Raw genomic sequence first — 15870 nt, 5'->3', positions numbered from 1 at the left:
AGTAGAAGGTGCGATCAACTTATTTTCAGCAACTGACTCAAGACCTAAAACAGCAGGGTACGGGTGCACCACAACTGATTCTGGATTTGGCTCAGTATCAACATAATCTGGATGTTGTGCAGGCAAAATTACCTCCGCAGTTAAAGCCTCGTCTGGCGGTGAAATCTCTGGCCAGTCAGCAATTACTTCAATTCGCTAGTGAAAAGTTGAATACCCAGCGTTTTATGGTATTTCATCTGCCATATCTTCGGGAAATTATCGGCGCATTTCAGCAAGCGGACATTTTGCTCGGTAAGCCAATGCCGGTTCATGCAGCGCAGCGCTTTTATCAAAGCCTGTTTAGTCAAAAGGGCTTAAATCCTCAAGTAAATATTCAATGGCTGATCGATAGTCAAGCACGCTTGGAGCAGTATCTGCAACTCGCCCAAAACCTGAATCTCTGCTTGAATATAAATATTGAAATTGATGTGGGCCTACATCGCGGAGGGGTGAGCAGTCAGGAGCAGTTTGTAGCCATGCTTAATTTAATTCAGCAGCATCCACTGTATCTAAATTTTTCCGGATTAATGGGCTATGATGCGCATGTAGCCAAACTGCCAAAAATTCTTAAAAGACCTGAAAAAAGTTATCAGCAATCACAGCAGATTTATCAACAATTCAAGCTGACGCTGCAACAGCAATTTCCTGATTTATGGCATGAAAATCTATGTTTTAACGGTGGCGGCAGTCCGACCTTTATGCAGCATTGCCAACAGAGTGTTTGTAATGATCTGGCTTTTGGTTCCATGCTACTTAAACCCAGTGATTTTGATCTGGCCAATCTCTCTGCTTTAAAATGTGCTTTGTGGATCGCCACTCCGATTTTAAAAGTGCTGCCTTATAGCCAGATTCCTGGTCTGGAAGTATTTAATCATCTACCGCATCATTATAAAGCGCTATTCGTTTATGGTGGTTACTGGCAGGCGGACTATTATTTTCCAGAAAAAAGCCAGCCGCATGTTTTATATGGACGTAGTAGCAATCAGGAAATGGTTCTGGTACCGAAATCTTGTGAACTGAAAGTCGATGATTACGTGTTTTTAAGGCCGACCCAAAGTGAAGCCATCATTCCCCAGTTTTCTCAATTGTATGTCTATGCTAAAAGGCAATTTGAAGCGTGGCAAACCTTGAGAGAATAAATAATTCTTGAGCGAATAATCATCTTAACTCATTGCAGCTCAAAAGAACTTTTTGGTGATAAATCCTATTTTTATTAGGGAAAAGGTTTAATCATTGGCCCAAGCCGTGTAAAATTCTAGGCGATTTTTTATTTATCCACCGTTTTTATCTTTTGAGGTTCTCCCTCGATCATAATCTCGCGGTGACATGCTCCATGGTACGGGGCATCACTCCTTAAGGATTTCATATGCCAATTATCACTTTGCCAAATGGCGATCAAAAACAGTTTGATCACGCCGTATCTGTGATGGAAGTTGCTCAAAGCATCGGTCCTGGTCTAGCAAAAAATACTGTTGCAGGTCGTGTAAACGATCGTCTAGTGGACGCGTGCGATCTGATTACTGAAGACGCAACCTTACAAATCATCACGCCTAAAGATGAAGAAGGTGTCGAAATTATTCGTCACTCTTGCGCACACTTGGTGGGTCATGCCGTTAAGCAATTGTTCCCAGAAGCAAAGATGGTCATTGGTCCAGTCATTGAAGAAGGTTTCTACTATGACATCTGGATGCCACGTCCATTTACTTTAGATGACATGGCTGCGATTGAAGAGCGTATGAAAAAGCTCATCGATCAGGACTATGATATCGTGAAAAAAATGACCCCGCGTGACGAAGTGATTGCAGAATTCACTGCACGTGGCGAAGAATACAAATTGCGCCTGATCGCAGACATGCCTGAAGAAACTCAAATGGGCTTGTACTACCATCAGGACTATCTGGATATGTGCCGTGGTCCGCACGTACCAAATACCAGATTCTTAAAATCATTCAAGCTGACAAAAATCTCTGGTGCTTACTGGCGCGGTGATGCGAAAAACGAACAGCTGCAACGTATTTATGGTACAGCTTGGGCAGACAAGAAACAGCTTGCAGCTTATATCAAACGTATTGAAGAAGCTGAAAAACGCGATCACCGTAAGATTGGTAAAGCCTTAGACCTGTTTCATATGCAGGAAGAAGCACCAGGTATGGTGTTCTGGCATCCGAACGGCTGGACCATTTACCAAGTGCTTGAACAATATATGCGTAAAGTTCAGCAAGAAAATGGTTACCTTGAAATCCGTACACCACAAGTGGTGGATTTCACGCTTTGGGAAAAATCAGGTCACGCAGCGAACTATGCTGAAAACATGTTCACGACTCATTCAGAGAACCGTAACTATGCCGTGAAACCGATGAACTGTCCTTGTCATGTGCAAGTGTTCAACCAAGGCTTAAAATCTTACCGTGATCTTCCAATCCGTTTAGCGGAGTTTGGTTCATGTCACCGTAACGAGCCGTCAGGTTCTTTACATGGCATTATGCGTGTACGTGGTTTTACCCAAGATGATGCGCATATTTTCTGTACCAAAGAACAAATCGGTACTGAAGTTGCAGACTTTATCAAATTGACACTAGACGTATACAAAGATTTTGGCTTCGAAGAAGTACAAATGAAGTTGTCGACACGTCCTGAAAAACGTGTGGGTGATGATGCACTTTGGGATATGGCAGAAAAATCTTTGGCAGATGCTTTAGATGCTGCTGGCCTGGATTGGGATTTACAGCCAGGTGAAGGTGCATTCTACGGTCCGAAGATTGAATTCTCATTGAAAGACTGCTTAGGCCGAATCTGGCAGTGCGGTACCATTCAATGTGACTTTAACCTTCCAGAACGTCTGGATGCCTCTTATGTCACTGAAGACAACGATCGTGATCAGCCTGTAATGTTGCATCGTGCAATTCTTGGCAGTTTCGAACGTTTTATTGGTATACTGATTGAGCACTACGCGGGCTTTATGCCACCTTGGTTATCACCAGTGCAAACGTGTGTAATGAATATTACTGATGCTCAAGCCGAGGCTTGTGATTCAGTCGTCGCGAAACTTAAAGAAAACGGAATTCGTGCAATTTCTGACTTGAGAAATGAGAAAATCGGCTTTAAGATTCGTGAACGTACTTTAGAGCGTATTCCTTACTTATTGGTACTTGGGGACCGTGAGGTAGAGGAAGGTACTGTGAATGTCCGTACCCGCTCAGGAAAAAATTTGGGTACTATGTCAATCGACGCTTTCGTTGACTTAGTAAAAGCAGCCGTAGCCGAACGCGGCCGGTACATTGTGGAGTAACAGCGATTAAACAGCCTGACCGTAATCAACAGGGCGGAAAATCAAACCGTCCTGCCTTGAATGATGAAATTCGTGCAAAAGAAGTCCGTCTTGTAGACGAAAATGGTGAGCAAAAAGGTATTGTTAACCTTGCAGAAGCATTGCGCGCAGCTGAAGCTGTCGATCTTGATCTTGTTGAGATCGTAGCCAATGCTGAGCCACCTGTCTGCAAAATCATGGACTTCAACAAGCATTTGTTTGATCTGAAACAAAAGCAGAAAGAAGCGAAGAAAAAACAGCATCAAGTCCAGGTGAAAGAAATCAAGCTACGTCCTGCGACAGATGTAGGTGATTACAACGTAAAACTACGTGCAATCATCAAATTCCTTGAAGAAGGAAACAAGGTAAAAATTACCCTGCGTTTCCGTGGTCGTGAAATGGCTCACCAACAACTGGGTCTGGCTCAACTGCAAAAAGTTGAAGCAGACGTCGTTGAATATGGTGTAGTTGAACAAGCACCAAAAATGGAAGGTCGTCAAATGGGTATGCTGCTTGGTCCTAAAAAGAAAAAGTAAGCATCTCTTGATGAAAAAAGCCCTGTATTTGCAGGGCTTTTTTTATGAGGTAACTTGTCCCGTCCTGAAATAAGTTTACACCTTAAGAGACTTATTTTATGGAACATGCACGAGAACAACGAGTTAAGCGCACACAACGTGATTATAGCTTCGCCTTTAAAATGATAGTGGTACATGAAGTAGAAAAAGGGCAAATTACTTATAAACAAGCTCAGGCAAAATATGGTATTCAAGGAAGATCAACTGTGCTGGTATGGTTACGCAAGCACGGACAACAGGATTGGACTTCGAATATGCCGACTTCTTCTAAACGCCAATTGACACCCCAACAACGAATCCGCCAATTAGAAAAACAGTTAGCCGCAGAAAAGCTCAAAACTGAATTTATACAGGATGTGATTTATCACATTGATAAAGAGTGTGGGACTGATCTTGGAAAAAAGTATACCGAGCACGTTTCAAAGATTGGCAAAGCCAAAGAAGACTAAGCGTTTCACGTTATTGTCAGTGGTTAGGAATCACTCGACAAGCTTATTATCAAGCAGAAAAACGTGCTCAAATGACTGCACAAGTAACAGAACAAATACTCGAGTTGGTTATGGAGTATCGCTGTTTCATGCCAAGTATCGGAACACGTAAGCTGTATTGGCTTATTAAAGGCAAATTGTTGCAGCGTGGTTTAAAGTGTGGACGGGATCAGTTATTTAAAATATTGAAAGAAAATAATTTATTGATTCGCCCCAAGCGTCGTTATACAAAAACTACGGATAGCAAGCATTGGATGAAGAAGCATCCAAATTTATTAAAGGATTATTCAGCGGTGCAAGCCAATGAAGTCTTTGTCAGTGATATTACCTATGTTGAGAGTGCTGAAGGCGTACATTATTTATCCTTAGTGACAGATGCTTATACCCGCCAGATTAAAGGTTATAAGTTATCGAATGATATGCGTGCAGAGAATGTTGTGCAGGCACTACATATGGCGATGCAGCATGTGACAGATCGGGCAGCCAGGATGATTCACCATTCAGACAGAGGCTCTCAGTATTGCTCTGAACTATATCAATCGGCATTACGCCATTATGGGGTATGTCCTTCTATGACAGATGGAGGAGACTGTTACCAGAATGCATTAGCAGAGCGGATTAATGGAATATTAAAGCAGGAGTTTTTAATTACACGATGTCAAACCATGAAGGAGTTAGATCACTTAATTGCGGAATCTATTATGATTTATAATTGCTATAGACCACATTTAAGTTTAAATATGAACACCCCGAATCAGACGTATGAGCAAACTAAAACCGAGCTAATTGCTTAACTCGGTTTGAAGTGGAATACTGTCAATCTATTTCAGGACAAGACAAAGCTATAATGGACGGCTTCACGATATAAACACAGGCTGATCCGGTAACCTGCCAAAGTGTAATAAATTGTCCGCGAGGTGATTTTTAGTTTAATGCTATATACCAAGAGCGATAGCATCAGGAAACCCAGCATATAGCCATAAAAGCTTGGAGACTCCTGCCATAAAAATACCAATCCTCGAATAAAACTGGAAGGAGGATCTGGAGTATGAAGGTATAAGGTCATCAAAATCCCAATGGGATAGCAAAGAAGGAGAAGTCCCATATGTTTCATCGTCTGGGCACTTTGATGAAACAGAATAATATCTGATGTGCTCATATTATTATTTTTATAATGAGTGAAAATTGAACACTTTCAAGCTTAAGGATTCTGTCCTAAAAAAGAAAGACCCATTCGGGTCTTTCTTTTGGCAGGTGATTAGCTTTGCTGCTCGTTAGATTCATTTTTTTCAGCTAACAGTTTTTTGCCAATCGGAATCTGACGAGGCAATTTTTCTTCTGGCACATTGCGCTGCAATTCGATTTTCAATAAACCATTTTCAAATTCAGCTTGTTGTACCTCTACATGTTCATCCAGTCTTAAAGACAATTTGAATGAACGGTGGGCGATGCCTTTATGCAGGAATTCCACAGTCGTATCTGAATTTTCTTCCACCGCTTTACCGCTAATGGTCAGAACCTGATTTTCCAGATTGATCTCTAGCTGGTCTTCATTGAATCCGGCAGCAGAAACCACAATGCGGTAATTGTTGTCGCCGGTTTTTTCAATGTTGTAATGTGGATAGTTCGGTGCCTCACTTTGCATTGCATAATCAAAAAGGTCATTAAAGCGGTCAAAACCGATACTACGACGGAATAGTGGGCTAAGACTGAAATTGCTCATTGATCTTACCTCCTGATCTCAGAAAAGTTTTATAAACAACATGCAATTCTTCAATATGAACTCAGTGATTGGAAGCAATCTCCTGAATAGATCATTGCTCTATTTCTAATATAGGATTGAGGCGAAGCTTTTCAAGCCTCAAGATTTAAAAATATTTGAACCCATCTTGGGCTAAAAATAATGCTTTAAATTTAGCGATTTTACTGCTGAATCTATAACAAAATATGCGGAAGTAGGGCTTTAAATCATGCTATAACTAGATCAAATTTCAATAATGTCATGTAAAAACGAAAAGGTAACAGGTAATAACATGATTGATCTCTATTATTGGGGAACGCCCAATGGCCATAAAATTACCATCGCATTAGAAGAAATGGGCTTGGAATATAAAATTTTTCCGATCAATATTCTGGAAAATGATCAGTTTCAAACTGATTTTTTACGTATCTCTCCGAACAATAAAATTCCTGCGATCGTGGATCAGGATGGTCCGCGTGGCGAACCGATTTCAGTCTTTGAATCTGGCGCGATTCTGCAATATTTGGGTCGTAAAACCGGCCTGTTTTATCCGGATGATGAGCAGCAACGTGTTGAAGTTGAGCAATGGCTGATGTGGCAAATGGGTGGCTTGGGTCCGATGCTGGGGCAGAATCATCACTTTAGCCGTTTTGCTCCTGAGCGTATCCCATATGCTACTGATCGTTATGTCAATGAAACCAAGCGTCTATATGGGGTTCTGAACAAACAGCTGATTGGTCAGAAATATGTAGCTGGTGAGTATTCGATTGCGGATATGGCTATTTTGCCATGGGTGTTACGTCATGAATGGCAGCAAATTGATCTGGCTGATTATCCGGAAGTACAGGAATATGTGACCCGCCTGACTGCGCGTCCAGCGGTTCAAAGAGCATTAGCAATACAGGTCAGATAAGTCTGGCCTTTGTGCTAAACTAGATAAAAGTAGATTAAACCACCTTTGGGTGGTTTTTTATTGGGTGAGTATATGAAAGATTTTTTCCTGAACTTTACTAAAATCGTGGAAACGAATCCTCGAATTTACTGGAGTATTATTTTCGGTATCGCAGCTTGTCTGCTGCTGTTTATTGCTGAAATTGTGCATGTGGATCAGGTGATCAGCGCCTTGAATACCAAGGATCGTCAGATTTTAAATGCAGCGCTTGAGACGATCACCCAGAAATATCAATGGTCACGTATTTTGGTCATGGTTATGGCTATATTCTGGGCGAATTGGGAATATCTTAAAGCCAAGAAAAAACTGGGTTTAAGCCGTTAGTCTCGGGATGTCCCTGTTTCTACTTTTCCTTGCCGCTTTTGGTGCAGCCACTTTATTACCGCTGCAGTCAGAAGCGGTTTTGCTGGGTTTAATATGGCAAGGGAGCTATTCGGTGGCCTTACTCATCATGATCGCAAGTGCTGGAAATATCTTGGGTTCCTGTGTGAACTGGTATCTGGGGTTCAAGATTGAGCAATATAAGCATAAAAAATGGTTTCCAGTCTCTGAGCAGCAGATGCTTAAAGCCCAAAGTACCTATCAGAAATATGGCTATTGGTCATTATTGCTGAGCTGGGTGCCGATTATTGGCGATCCAATTACGTTAATTGCCGGCTTGCTCAAGGAAAATTTTACCCGTTTTATCTTGATAGTCAGTATTGCCAAAATTGGACGTTATCTGTTTGTCTATTGGGCGTATGCGATGTTTTAAAAAAGAGGCATAAAGCCTCTTTTTATTTGTATTCATCATTAGCGCGCAGGATTTTCCTGATTAAAGATCCTACGTGCATCAGAACTAAAAATTATTTTTCAGTCCCTTTGGTAATATCAATTCCAAACAGATCCTTGGTTCTCGCCCAGCTGATGGCAACCACCAGTAGGGTCATGCTGCCACCAAACACTGTAGCCATAATCGTACCCATATATCTCGCAGCCAGACCAGACTCAAAAGCACCCAGTTCATTACTAGACGAGACAAACATGCCGTTTACTGCAGCAACCCGGCCACGCATATTATCGGGTGGATAAATCTGTAAAATCGTCTGACGAATCACCACTGAAATACTGTCACAAGCCCCGGTCATGGCAAGAGCAAACAGAGATAGCCACATTGAGTTGGAAAAAGCGAATAGCAAGGTAAAGACACCGAAACCTGCGACTGCAAGCAGCATATTACGCCAGGCATGTTGCGTAGGCGGAAAGCGGGTCAGGACAATCATGGTTATCAGCGCACCAATGGAAGGAGCAGCCCGTAAATAACCCAAACCCTCTGGACCAACTTTTAGAATATCTTCGGCAAAAATCGGTAAGAGGGCAATCACCCCACCAAACAGCACCGAAACTAGATCTAGGGAAATTGACCACAGTACAATTTTACTGTTCCAGATGAAGCGGAAACCATCGCCCAGACTATGCAGGACATTTTCAGTTTCAATTTTAGGAAAATCGCGCTTTTGCAATAAGTTAATCAGAACAAAACAGATGCTGACCAGTACTGCGACAGTTAGAAGACTGGTTTCCCGACCTAAAAACGCCAGCATAAAACCACCGAGCATCGGCCCGATAATTACACCACTTTGCCAGCCAATTGTGGTCCAAGTTGCACCATTGGCATAGAGTGCACGTGGAATCAGAAAGGGTTTTAGTGAAGTTGCTGAAGGATTATAAAAGCCACGAATGGTACCCAGACAGAAAATGACGGCATAAATTCCCCAAGATAATTGACTGGTGCTGAGGTTTCCCAAACCGTGATAATGAAACAGTGACCAGAGAATGACAGGCATCGGAATGGCAAAAAATAAACAGATTTTCATAATAGTCTGCTTATTAAAACGATCCGCAACATATCCACCCCATAAAGAAAGGGAAATAAATGGAATCGCCTCTGCCAGACCAATCAGTCCTAAGGTCAGCGGGTCTTTGGTAATCTGATATAGTGAATAGGCAACAATAATTTCCTGAATCAGAATGGCTAAAGTCAGGCAAAACTGATTTAAGGTAACAATAGAAAAGTCTCGATAACGGAGTGCGGCAAATGCATCGGGCTGAATGTGCATAAAGAGCTGTAACTGAAAAAATTGACAAATTATAAAGTGATATCGCAAGCAGTATATAAATTCATCATTCAATTCTTATCGTAAAAAATGCTAAGTTTGCAGATTCATCAAGAAAAAAAGACTAGTGCTTTTGTTTTAAGCAAAGATGCATTAGAATATCGGCTCCCTTACCTGCAGGGCGTTCTTGCAATGGTGCAGACGTGCCGAACAGGTGTTCAAAAGAGGTTGTTATGCCTAAGATGAAAACTCGCCGTGGTGCAGCTAAACGCTTCAAAGCGACTGCTAACGGTTTTAAGCGTAAACAAGCGTTCAAACGCCACATTTTGACCAAAAAATCTGCTAAGCGTATTCGTCAATTGCGCGGCTGTGTAATGGTTCACGTAAGTGACGTTGCTTCAGTTCGTCGTATGTGCCCGTACATCTAAGGAGATTATAAATGGCTCGTGTAAAACGTGGTGTACAGGCTCATCGCCGTCACAAAAAAATTCTTGCTCGCGCTAAAGGTTACTATGGTGCTCGTTCACGCGTTTACCGCGTAGCGTTCCAAGCGGTAATCAAAGCTGGTCAATACGCTTACCGTGACCGTCGTCAGAAGAAACGTCAATTCCGTGCTCTATGGATTGCACGTATCAACGCTGGTGCACGTCAAAACGGTTTATCGTACAGCCGTATGATTGCTGGCTTGAAAAAAGCTCAGGTTATCATCGACCGTCGCGTACTTGCTGACATCGCTATGCATGACGCAGTTGCGTTTGCAGCTCTAGCTTCTAAAGCTAAAGATGCGTTGGCTGCATAAGTCTTTATGACTTAGAAAAAAGACCGCTTTTAGCGGTCTTTTTTTATGCTTAAATAAAATCAGTGGGATCTTTGATTTTTTAAATCATTTATTTATTGATTTGGTGGAGATTAAAGCTCCACCAAGCTAAAGTGATTATTTATAGACAATATATTTTATTAAAGTCCGAAATAGTAGCCAATCAGACAGATCACAATCGTGATCAGAATCAGTTTGATCACACTTGAAGCACCGGTTTTATGGTGACTTTGTGGTCGTTCAGCTTTAGAGACTTTGACCGCGCGATCTTCAGTATTCATGCCTGCAAAAGGATCAGGCGCCACTTTAGGAGTGAGTTGTGCGGTTTTATAATGATTGGCCACTTTCACAATGAACTTGGCACTGATTTCATCGATTTTTTGTGCAAAGTGGCGTAGGTTTAATTGCTGCTCCGGATTCAGTACCTGACCATCATCATTATAAGGATGTTGAATCTTCGTCTGAATAAAATCACTTAATGCATCCAGACGGTACAAGGTCTGATGAGCATAATCAGATGAATAATCCGTTGGGATTAAAGCAAGATGACTTGGATTTTCTGAGTGAGACTGAATCGTTGGGGTAGTACCGTAATAAGGCAAACCAGTATAAGTAGGCTCAGTGAATCCTTGAGCTAAATGATGTTCAAATAATTCCTGTTCAGTATAGGTATGAATATCATCCCAATTTGGCTGCACTAGATCAGCATCAATTCTTTTGGCCAGTTTACTGTTCAGTTCGTAACGCCAGAATACTTCATGACGTAAAGGCGACTGTTGGGCTTCCGGTGCTTCATAATCATTATCAGCGGTATACCATTCAGCCAGCTCCTTACCGATCATCCAGGCGGTTTTACCTTGAGCATGATGACTGATAATCACATGAGCCAAAGGAACCAGCTCGACATTGGCATTAGGATTATTTTCATCTTCCAGCAAGTGTGAAGAATGCAGACTAATACGACGAACACCTTGTTTTTTCAGTCCTTCTAGCCAGATTTGAAAGTGCTGTGCCAGTAAATGTTGAGAAATCAGATCACGAAAAGTTAAATGGTGCTGATTAAAAATGGAGTGATTCAGCCAGCGGCTGAAACTGAGATCCTGAGTTAAAAACTCATTGCCATAAGTGACGAGGGTCAGTTGCTGTTTCCAAATTTGATCGAGTGCCATAGTGATTTGATCTGATTGATATTATGTTTATCTTATACTTTTTATAATTCATGATGCTATTCTAATTTTCATTAAAAGCGCACTTCATCAACTCGCCTAAAAACTGTTAGAATATGGGGTTTTTAAAAATATTTCTAACCTGTTGCTTTGAGAGTTACTATGTCACTGGAAGCCCTGACCACTGAAGCGCTCGCTGCGATTGCAGCAGCTCAAGACCTTGCTGCACTTGATCAAGTACGAGTGCAATTTACGGGGAAAAAAAGCCAGCTCGCGGAACAATCTAAGTCGCTGGGGAAAATGGATCCTGAACAACGTAAAGCGTTCGGGGCACAAATTCACGCAGTTCGTGAAGCCATCACAAGTGCTTTGACACAACGTCAGGCTGAACTGCAAAAAGCTGCACTAGAGCAGAAGCTTGCTAGTGAAACAATTGATATTACCTTGCCCGGTCGTGGCCAACAGGTGGGCAGCATCCACCCAGTGACCCAAGTACAAGAACGTATCTGTCAATTCTTTACCAAAGCAGGTTTTACAGTAGCAACTGGTCCAGAAGTTGAAGATGACTATCACAACTTCGAAGCATTGAATATTCCGGGCCATCACCCTGCACGTGCCATGCACGACACTTTCTATTTTGATGTGAACCATCTGCTACGTACCCATACTTCGGGCGTACAGATTCGTACCATGGAAACCCAGCAGCCACCAATTCGTATCGTGTGCCCAGGCCGTGTATACCGTTGTGACTCTGACCAGACGCATTCACCAATGTTCCATCAGATCGAAGGCTTATACGTTGCTGAAAATACCAGCTTTGCTGAATTGAAAGGTTTATTGGTAAACCTGCTAAACGAATTCTTCGAAAAAGATTTGAAAGTGCGTTTCCGTCCGTCTTATTTCCCGTTCACTGAGCCAAGTGCTGAAGTGGATATTATGGATGAGCGTGGCAAATGGTTAGAAGTTTTGGGTTGCGGTATGGTGCATCCAAATGTACTTCGCGCTGCGGGTATTGATCCAGACAAATACAAAGGCTTTGCATTTGGTTTAGGTGTAGAACGTTTTGCAATGTTGCGTTATGGCATTAATGACCTGCGTATGTTCTATCAAAACGATGTGCGTTTCTTACGCCAGTTTGCTTAAGAGATTTGATAGCCTCTTCTTATAAAGTTGAGTGGCTAAAACATATTAATTTTTAGATTTAAAAATCCCCCTAAATCCCCCTTTGTAAAAGGGGGACTTACACGAAACAAGATAGGGTGTGGGATTTCCCCTCTTTGAAAAAGAGGGGCTAGGGGAGATTAAGGAAATGAATGTATGAAAATTAGCGAAAATTGGCTGCGCACATGGGTTAACCCAGCCATCGATAGCGAAAAACTGTCTGACCAACTGACTATGCTGGGCTTGGAAGTAGATGATTTGTCTCCAGCCGCAAAACCCTTCACAGGTGTGGTTGTGGGTGAAGTCCTGACTGTCGAACAGCATCCTGATGCAGATCGCTTACGTGTAACGACTGTGAACATTGGTTCAGGTGAGCCTTTGCAAATCGTGTGTGGTGCACCGAACGTACGTGCTGGTATGAAAGCACCAGTAGCTACCATCGGTGCAGTATTACCAGGCGATTTTAAAATCAAGAAAGGCAAACTGCGTGGTGTTGAATCACAAGGTATGCTATGTGGCGCTTCAGAAATCGATCTTGAAGACAAAATTGATGGTCTGTTAGAGCTTCCTGCAGATGCACCAGTCGGTGTAAATGTTCGTGAATATTTAGACCTTGATGACAACGTGATTGATATCAGCATCACCCCGAACCGTGGTGACTGTTTCAGCATTCGCGGGATCGCACGTGAAATTGGTGTAATTAACCAATTGCCTGTCACTGCACCTGAAATTAAAGAAGTTGCAGCAACTCTTGCAGATGAGAAGAAAGTCGTTGTTGAAACTGAAGGTTGTGCACGTTACCTCGGTCGTGTGATCAAAAACGTCAATACCAAAGCACCAACCCCTGAGTGGATGGAACGAGCTTTAGTACGTGCCGGTATCCGTCAGCACAGTATTCTGGTCGATATTACCAACTATGTATTAATGGAACTGGGTCAACCTCTACATGCATTTGATGGCGGTAAGGTTCAGGGTTCAGTGCATGTGCGTCAAGCCAAAGCAGGTGAAAAACTGGTTCTATTAAATGAACAGGAAGTGGAACTGCAAGACGACGTGATGGTAATCGCAGATGATGAAAAAGCATTAGCGATTGCAGGGATTATGGGGGGCCTGTCTTCATCAGTAACTGATGAAACTACTGAAATCTTCCTGGAATCAGCATTTTTCGCGCCATTGCATATTGCTGGCCGTGCTCGTCGTTTCGGTCTGCATACGGATGCGTCACAACGTTATGAACGTGGTGTAGACTTTGAACTTCCTATGATCGCAATGCACCGTGCTTCTCAGTTGATTGCTGAGCTTGCAGGCGGTGAGTTTGGTCCAATCATTGTAGCTGAAAAATCAGAGCTGTTACCAAAACGTGAAGCGATTGAGCTAGAACAAGCTCAAGTCGATCAATTATTAGGTTATACAGTTGAATCAGATTTCATTACAGATGCTTTAACGCGTTTAGGTTGTGAAGTGACTGTAAAAGCTGAAGGCCAGTGGTCAGTGGTTCCTCCATCACACCGTTATGATATGGCAATTTACCAAGACCTGATTGAAGAAGTTGCCCGTATTCACGGTTATGACAATATTCAAATCAGCTTACCGGTCATTGATGTGAAGTTGGCGAAATATGAAGATCAATTCGAACTAACTCAGCTTCGTCAAACAGCCGTGACCTTGGGTTATCAGGAAGCGATCAGCTTCAGTTTTGCTGACCTGAAACTGGAAAAACAGCTGAATCCAGCGGTGAATCCATTGGCTTTGGCGAACCCAATTTCAAGCGATTTGGCAGTGATGCGTTCAACTTTACTGTCTAGCTTGATTCCATGCGTACAGTACAATGTCAACCGTCAGCAGAACCGTGTACGTTTCTTCGAACTCGGTCTGCGTTTTGATTACCAGAATGCGGCTTCGATTCATGATCTAAAACAGATTCCAACTTTTGCCTTGATTGCCACAGGTTCACGTACACCTGAAACTTGGCATGGTAAAGCGCAGCCAATGGATTTCTTTGACTTCAAAGGTGATATTGAGGAAATTCTGGCAGCTGCGCGTCTGAATGTAGAATATGTACGTTCTGAACGTAGCTGGTTACATCCTGGTCAATCTGCTGAAATTCTAGTGAATGGTCAGTCAATTGGTTACTTAGGTCGTTTACATCCCTCACTTGAAGATGAACTCGATTTGGCGACGACTTGGGTCGCTGAATTAGATCAATCGGCTGTTTTGCAAACTTATGTATCTAATTTTACAGAATTATCACGTTTTCCATCGGTTCGACGTGATATTGCGCTTTTAATTAGTGATAAGATTAATGTTAGCGAAATTCAGGGACTTATCGAAAAAACAGGTGGAGAGCTTCTAGGCTCGACATGGTTGTTCGATGTGTACACTGGACAAGGAGTAGAAGAAGGGAAACGCTCACTGGCATTTGCACTTCTCTGGCAGCATCCAAGCCGTACACTGGAGGATGCTGAAATTAAATCAGGTATGGATAATATCCTTCAGGTGTTGGAAAACACTTACCAAGCGACATTGAGGGCTTCATGACAGCATTAACAAAAGCAGAAATGGCTGATCATTTAAGTGAGCTCACGAGTTTAAACCGTCGTGAAGCTAAACAAATGGTCGAGTTGTTTTTCGACGAGATTAGCCAAGCGCTAATCTCGGGCGAACAAGTAAAATTATCGGGTTTCGGTAACTTTGAGTTACGTGATAAGCGCCAACGTCCAGGCCGTAATCCGAAGACGGGTGAAGAGATTCCGATTTCTGCACGCCGTGTTGTTACGTTCCGCGCGGGGCAAAAGTTCCGTCAACGTGTGGGGAATGAGCAGATCAATTGATCTGCTTTTTTTATATCTAACCTTTTTATTTTTTACATAAAAAAGAGAGCCATTGGCTCTCTTTTTTTTACTGAATAATCGTTAAGATTATTGAGCTGGAGTAGCTTCAGAAGCAGCAGTAGCTTGAGCAGCAGCGTCAGTAGCAACAGCAGCAGCAGCGTCAGCTTCAGCAACAGCAGCAGCGTCAGAAGCAGCAACTTCAGAAGTAGCTTCTACAGCAGCAGCGTCAGCAGCAGCGTCAGCTTCAGAAGCAGCTTCTACAGCTTCAGATGCAGCTTGGTTAGCGTCAGCAGCAGCGTCGTCAGCTTTTTTAGCACAACCAACGAAAGCTAAAGTAGTAGCAACTGCAGCAGCAATAGCGATTTTTTTGAATAACATGGCATCACTCTCTAAAAAATTGAGATTAAAAAAAACCAGAGTCAGGCTGTAATATGCTTTTATTATTCCTAATAGTGTTAGGGACTAACAACGCAGGAGCAGTCTAACTGGTCTGCAAATATGCTATCACTGCGCATTTTTAATTGCTACTAGGGGAGCATCAAAAACAGCGAAAAAACGATAAAAATTAAGGGTTTTTTAACAGAAAATAACAATTAATTGAAAGATATAGATTGGAGAAAGGCTTATTAAGCTTATAAAAATTATACAGTTATTTATCTGTTTATTTTAATAATCAAAAACTTAAAAATAAGTTTAC

The 15870-nt window shown here is 42.2% G+C and carries 17 protein-coding genes; 12 read left to right on the top strand and 5 right to left on the bottom strand.

Features of this window, described 5'->3' with window-relative positions:
* Positions 1 to 8 precede the first annotated feature (8 nt).
* The 4 genes from ACEWB7_RS05860 (at position 9) to ACEWB7_RS05845 (ending at position 5203) form a co-directional block, all read left to right on the top strand.
* Positions 9 to 1178 (top strand): alanine racemase, encoded by a 1170-nt coding sequence (locus tag ACEWB7_RS05860; RefSeq protein ID WP_034702409.1) that lies wholly within the window; start codon positions 9 to 11, stop codon positions 1176 to 1178.
* Between the two features lie 227 nt (positions 1179 to 1405).
* Positions 1406 to 3328, top strand: coding sequence for a threonine--tRNA ligase (gene thrS, locus ACEWB7_RS05855; RefSeq protein ID WP_034702407.1), 1923 nt, complete (start codon positions 1406 to 1408; stop codon positions 3326 to 3328).
* Positions 3329 to 3333: 5 nt separating this feature from the next.
* On the top strand, positions 3334 to 3882 hold the full coding sequence (gene infC / locus ACEWB7_RS05850; protein ID WP_079281009.1) for a translation initiation factor IF-3: 549 nt from the start codon (positions 3334 to 3336) through the stop codon (positions 3880 to 3882).
* A gap of 98 nt (positions 3883 to 3980) precedes the next feature.
* A protein-coding gene (locus ACEWB7_RS05845) for an IS3 family transposase (protein ID WP_411580491.1) occupies positions 3981 to 5203 on the top strand; the annotation gives its coding sequence in 2 pieces (ribosomal slippage) (positions 3981 to 4317 and positions 4317 to 5203; 1224 coding nt in all).
* Between the two features lie 32 nt (positions 5204 to 5235).
* Here the strand turns inward: ACEWB7_RS05845 and ACEWB7_RS05840 are convergent.
* Both ACEWB7_RS05840 and ACEWB7_RS05835 read right to left on the bottom strand, forming a co-directional pair.
* Positions 5236 to 5475, bottom strand: coding sequence for a hypothetical protein (locus ACEWB7_RS05840; protein ID WP_411580490.1), 240 nt, complete (start codon positions 5473 to 5475; stop codon positions 5236 to 5238).
* A 192-nt stretch (positions 5476 to 5667) separates the two neighbouring features.
* Positions 5668 to 6132 (bottom strand): Hsp20 family protein, encoded by a 465-nt coding sequence (locus ACEWB7_RS05835; RefSeq protein ID WP_004783582.1) that lies wholly within the window; start codon positions 6130 to 6132, stop codon positions 5668 to 5670.
* 310 nt (positions 6133 to 6442) lie between these two features.
* On the opposite strand from ACEWB7_RS05835, the gene ACEWB7_RS05830 reads away from it, so the two are divergent.
* The 3 genes from ACEWB7_RS05830 to ACEWB7_RS05820 all read left to right on the top strand — a co-directional run bounded on the left by ACEWB7_RS05830 (position 6443) and on the right by ACEWB7_RS05820 (position 7856).
* Complete coding sequence (locus ACEWB7_RS05830; protein ID WP_411580489.1) at positions 6443 to 7063, top strand: glutathione S-transferase N-terminal domain-containing protein; 621 nt, start codon at positions 6443 to 6445, stop codon at positions 7061 to 7063.
* 72 nt (positions 7064 to 7135) lie between these two features.
* The gene (locus ACEWB7_RS05825; protein ID WP_034703056.1) at positions 7136 to 7426 is read left to right on the top strand and encodes a hypothetical protein; all 291 of its coding nucleotides are present in this window, start codon (positions 7136 to 7138) and stop codon (positions 7424 to 7426) included.
* Between the two features lie 7 nt (positions 7427 to 7433).
* Positions 7434 to 7856 carry a YqaA family protein gene (locus ACEWB7_RS05820; protein ID WP_034703058.1) on the top strand — a complete coding sequence of 141 codons (423 nt, stop codon included), beginning with the start codon at positions 7434 to 7436 and terminating at the stop codon, positions 7854 to 7856.
* Between the two features lie 91 nt (positions 7857 to 7947).
* Here ACEWB7_RS05820 and ACEWB7_RS05815 read toward each other — a convergent pair whose 3' ends face one another.
* Positions 7948 to 9201 (bottom strand): MFS transporter, encoded by a 1254-nt coding sequence (locus ACEWB7_RS05815; RefSeq protein ID WP_034703060.1) that lies wholly within the window; start codon positions 9199 to 9201, stop codon positions 7948 to 7950.
* A 230-nt stretch (positions 9202 to 9431) separates the two neighbouring features.
* Between ACEWB7_RS05815 and rpmI the strand changes: the two genes are divergently transcribed.
* Both rpmI and rplT read left to right on the top strand, forming a co-directional pair.
* Complete coding sequence (rpmI, locus tag ACEWB7_RS05810) at positions 9432 to 9626, top strand: 50S ribosomal protein L35 (protein ID WP_004278281.1); 195 nt, start codon at positions 9432 to 9434, stop codon at positions 9624 to 9626.
* 11 nt (positions 9627 to 9637) lie between these two features.
* Complete coding sequence (gene rplT / locus ACEWB7_RS05805; protein ID WP_004647525.1) at positions 9638 to 9997, top strand: 50S ribosomal protein L20; 360 nt, start codon at positions 9638 to 9640, stop codon at positions 9995 to 9997.
* A gap of 158 nt (positions 9998 to 10155) precedes the next feature.
* On the opposite strand, the gene ACEWB7_RS05800 is transcribed toward rplT, so the two are convergent.
* Entirely contained in the window at positions 10156 to 11184 is a 1029-nt protein-coding gene (locus ACEWB7_RS05800) for a hypothetical protein (RefSeq protein WP_034703063.1), read from the bottom strand.
* A 159-nt stretch (positions 11185 to 11343) separates the two neighbouring features.
* Here ACEWB7_RS05800 and pheS point away from each other — a divergent pair, with 159 nt between their 5' ends.
* The 3 genes from pheS to ACEWB7_RS05785 all read left to right on the top strand — a co-directional run bounded on the left by pheS (position 11344) and on the right by ACEWB7_RS05785 (position 15173).
* Positions 11344 to 12324 (top strand): phenylalanine--tRNA ligase subunit alpha, encoded by a 981-nt coding sequence (gene pheS, locus ACEWB7_RS05795; RefSeq protein ID WP_034703065.1) that lies wholly within the window; start codon positions 11344 to 11346, stop codon positions 12322 to 12324.
* Positions 12325 to 12498: 174 nt separating this feature from the next.
* Positions 12499 to 14880 carry a phenylalanine--tRNA ligase subunit beta gene (gene pheT / locus ACEWB7_RS05790; protein WP_034703068.1) on the top strand — a complete coding sequence of 794 codons (2382 nt, stop codon included), beginning with the start codon at positions 12499 to 12501 and terminating at the stop codon, positions 14878 to 14880.
* The gene (locus tag ACEWB7_RS05785; protein WP_004783565.1) at positions 14877 to 15173 is read left to right on the top strand and encodes an integration host factor subunit alpha; all 297 of its coding nucleotides are present in this window, start codon (positions 14877 to 14879) and stop codon (positions 15171 to 15173) included. Before pheT ends, ACEWB7_RS05785 begins: the two co-directional genes overlap by 4 nt.
* Before the next feature lie 87 nt (positions 15174 to 15260).
* Here ACEWB7_RS05785 and ACEWB7_RS05780 read toward each other — a convergent pair whose 3' ends face one another.
* Positions 15261 to 15551, bottom strand: coding sequence for a hypothetical protein (locus tag ACEWB7_RS05780; RefSeq protein ID WP_034703070.1), 291 nt, complete (start codon positions 15549 to 15551; stop codon positions 15261 to 15263).
* Positions 15552 to 15870 lie beyond the last annotated feature (319 nt).

This window comes from Acinetobacter sp. NIOH-H-8 (genome assembly GCF_046635365.1).
In the GTDB taxonomy this organism is placed as follows: domain Bacteria; phylum Pseudomonadota; class Gammaproteobacteria; order Pseudomonadales; family Moraxellaceae; genus Acinetobacter.
This window is presented reverse-complemented; position numbering and strand designations above follow the sequence as displayed.

Coding starts and splice junctions, on each gene's coding strand:
- thrS (WP_034702407.1), top strand. CDS start 1,406: ATGCCAATTATCACTTTGCCAAATGGCGATCAAAAACAGTTTGATCAC.
- ACEWB7_RS05840 (WP_411580490.1), bottom strand. CDS start 5,475: ATGACCTTATACCTTCATACTCCAGATCCTCCTTCCAGTTTTATTCGA.
- ACEWB7_RS05835 (WP_004783582.1), bottom strand. CDS start 6,132: ATGAGCAATTTCAGTCTTAGCCCACTATTCCGTCGTAGTATCGGTTTT.
- ACEWB7_RS05830 (WP_411580489.1), top strand. CDS start 6,443: ATGATTGATCTCTATTATTGGGGAACGCCCAATGGCCATAAAATTACC.
- ACEWB7_RS05825 (WP_034703056.1), top strand. CDS start 7,136: ATGAAAGATTTTTTCCTGAACTTTACTAAAATCGTGGAAACGAATCCT.
- ACEWB7_RS05820 (WP_034703058.1), top strand. CDS start 7,434: ATGTCCCTGTTTCTACTTTTCCTTGCCGCTTTTGGTGCAGCCACTTTA.
- ACEWB7_RS05815 (WP_034703060.1), bottom strand. CDS start 9,201: ATGCACATTCAGCCCGATGCATTTGCCGCACTCCGTTATCGAGACTTT.
- rpmI (WP_004278281.1), top strand. CDS start 9,432: ATGCCTAAGATGAAAACTCGCCGTGGTGCAGCTAAACGCTTCAAAGCG.
- rplT (WP_004647525.1), top strand. CDS start 9,638: ATGGCTCGTGTAAAACGTGGTGTACAGGCTCATCGCCGTCACAAAAAA.
- ACEWB7_RS05800 (WP_034703063.1), bottom strand. CDS start 11,184: ATGGCACTCGATCAAATTTGGAAACAGCAACTGACCCTCGTCACTTAT.
- pheS (WP_034703065.1), top strand. CDS start 11,344: ATGTCACTGGAAGCCCTGACCACTGAAGCGCTCGCTGCGATTGCAGCA.
- pheT (WP_034703068.1), top strand. CDS start 12,499: ATGAAAATTAGCGAAAATTGGCTGCGCACATGGGTTAACCCAGCCATC.
- ACEWB7_RS05785 (WP_004783565.1), top strand. CDS start 14,877: ATGACAGCATTAACAAAAGCAGAAATGGCTGATCATTTAAGTGAGCTC.
- ACEWB7_RS05780 (WP_034703070.1), bottom strand. CDS start 15,551: ATGTTATTCAAAAAAATCGCTATTGCTGCTGCAGTTGCTACTACTTTA.